Source organism: Amycolatopsis kentuckyensis (assembly GCF_002155975.1).
Taxonomy (GTDB): Bacteria; Actinomycetota; Actinomycetes; order Mycobacteriales; family Pseudonocardiaceae; genus Amycolatopsis; species Amycolatopsis kentuckyensis.
Window position 1 is genome coordinate 1 of the sequence record NZ_MUMI01000628.1, and the last position, 2505, is coordinate 2505.

A 2505-nucleotide genomic window follows, 5' to 3' on the forward strand; every position below is an offset into this window, starting at 1 on the left:
GCCCGCGGCGAGGTTCTGCTGGCTGAACCGGGTCAGCCCGGCGTGGTCGATCTGCGCGGCGGCGCACGGGAAGTCGGAGTCGGGCGGGCCGGCGAGGCAGTCGACGGCGGTGGGGATCTTCGGCGCCGCGAAGGAGGCGCGGAGGAACTTCAGCTCGGTGTTCCAGCCGCCGGCCAGCTCCCAGGTGACCCGGTCGCCGGCGACCGCACCGTCCACTGTGTACCGGACGATCGACGTGCCGGACGTGAGGTGGACGGTGAAGGCGTCGTCGGCCACGCTCGCCGTCCCGCGGCCTTCCAGGACGACGTCGCGGACGCCGTAGACGCGGTCGCGGTGGTGGGGCGCCGGGACCCGCAGGGCGATCCGGCGGTCCATCGTGACGCCCTCGGGGACCGAGATGGCTTCGGCGACCGACAGCGAGCCGTCGCGCTGGACCTTGAGCTGGATCTCGGCGCTCTGCGGCACGGTGGGCAGGGGCGGCTGGTCCGCGGGGGCGGCGGCCAGCGCGAGCGCCAGGACCGCCCCCGCGAGCACGGTCAGCGGGCCGCGGCGGCGGTGAGCACGCCGTCGAGCGCGGTCAGGAAGGACGGGAAGTGCGCGCCGAAGCGGCGCAGGTCGGGATCGGACTCCATGCCGCCGTACCAGTACAGCCCGGCCGAGCCGTCGGCCGACGGGTTGAGCGCGGCGAAGGTGCCGAGCCAGCGTTCGGTGTCGCCGAGGACGACCGCGTACGGCAGCGAGCGGGAGAACACCAGCTCGCGGTCGGCGGGCGGGATGTCGTCGGCCCGCGCGGTGTGCAGGTAGTCGAGCAGGCCGCGGACCTGCCCGGCCAGTGCCCGGCCGCGGGCGGTGCGGGACGGCAGCAGCGCGGCCACCGCGACGACGGCGAGCCCGGCGAGGGCGAGGGCGACGCCCAGCAGCGCGTACCCGGCGGTGAAGGTGAGCACCGCGGTGGCGACCAGGCCGAGGGTGAAGATCCCGGCACCGAGCCAGGTCAGCCGGCCGCGGGCGGTGTCGGGGCGGCGGGAGAACCAGTGCTTGCTGACGACGTCGTCGTACATCGCGTCGCTGATCCGGCGCAGGTCGAGGCCACCGCGGGCGCGCAGCTGCGACACGAGCACGGTGTCGGTGCCCGGCGGCAGCAGGGTTTCGCAGACGGCGCGCTCGAAGTCGTGGAGGTGCTCGTCCGGCGGGTTGCGGCGGGCGATCTGCCAGTCGGGGCCCGGGACTTCGGCCAGCCACAGGTAGTTGCGGACGGCGAGGTCGACGACGGTGGCGCTGATGTCGACGACGTCGACGGTCTCGTCGACGACCGTGCCGACCTGGCCGGGCAGGACACCGTCGGGGCTGGCGAAGAAGACGCGGTCGCCGTCGCGCAGGAGGACCTCGACCGGGCCGGTGGCGGTGCGCAGCGCGCCGGCGTCCTGCTTGCGGCGCCGCCGGACGAACAGGGCGGCGGCGACGAGGAAGGCGAGCAGGACGGCGAAGGCGATCCCGGTCGGGGGTGTCAGCGCGAAGGCGTTGGCGAGCAGGCCGACGGCGGCGAGCTTCGCGTTCGCCGGAGTGGTGCCCGCGGGCAGGCCGACGAGGAGGTCGACGCGGTCGCCGGGGCGGACGTCGTTCTGTTCGAGCCGCACGACCCCGGTGTGGTCGAGCTCGGCGAGGGTGCAGCGCTGGCTGGAGCCGACCGGGCCGGCCAGGCAGTCCACAGGGGACAGTCGGGTCGCCGGGGCGACCAGCGACGCGGTGACCTTGGCCAGCGGCGTGTCGAAGCCGCTGGCGACCTGCCAGCGGGCTTGCTGGCGGCCGTTCTGGTCGGCGACGGCGCCGTCGACGGTGTAGGTGACGCTGCTGGTGCCGGCGGGGAAGGTGAGGAGGAGCTGGTCGCCGGTGAGCTCGGTCGTGGCGCCTTCGGCCTTGACGTCGCGGACGGCGAAGACGCGGTCCTGGTCGTCGCTCGCGGGAACCTTGAGCGGAACGCGCGAGACGAGCCGCTGTCCACCGGGGACGGTGACGTGTTCGGTGACGGAGAGGGTCCCGTCGCGGAGGACCTTGAGGACGACGTCGGCCACGGCCCCCTCGGGCGGCTGGACGTCCTGCCCGGTGAGCAGCTGGGGTTTCTTGGACTGGTCGTCGGGCAGGTTGGGCAGCACGGGCCCGGCCGACGGCCCCTGCGCGGCAGCGGGCCCGGCGGCCGACAGAACGACCGCAACGGCGACCGCGGCGGCGGCCCCCCATTTCATCGACACAGCACCACACCCTAGAGCACCCGATCTATGCTGACGCCCGGAACGGCGCGATCACCGCAGGTACGCCGCTTCCGACGGGGAAATCGCACGGGGGGTTCCATTCGATGACGCACGGTCCTGGTGTCGGTCCGGGTCCTGGTTCCAGTTCCGGCTCCGGTTCCGGCCCTGGCCCTGGCCCGCACGACCCGCGCCGCCCGCAGCCGCCGGGCCGGCCGCCGCTGCCGCCACCGGCAGCGGCGGCCGGCCCGGCGGCTGC

The 2505-nt window shown here is 74.8% G+C and carries 1 protein-coding gene and 1 pseudogene; both read right to left on the reverse strand.

Going from position 1 to position 2505, the window contains the following annotated elements; translation table 11 throughout:
* A pseudogene (locus CCN39_RS44120) lies at positions 1 to 534 on the reverse strand (DUF2207 domain-containing protein); the annotation flags it as partial.
* Between the two features lie 2 nt (positions 535 to 536).
* The gene (locus CCN39_RS44125; protein WP_208630650.1) at positions 537 to 2243 is read right to left on the reverse strand and encodes a DUF2207 family protein; all 1707 of its coding nucleotides are present in this window, start codon (positions 2241 to 2243) and stop codon (positions 537 to 539) included.
* Positions 2244 to 2505: the final 262 nt, after the last annotated feature.

Bases quoted from the DNA above. Each gene is read 5' to 3' on its own strand.
- CCN39_RS44125 (WP_208630650.1), bottom strand. From the start codon at position 2,243: ATGAAATGGGGGGCCGCCGCCGCGGTCGCCGTTGCGGTCGTTCTGTCG.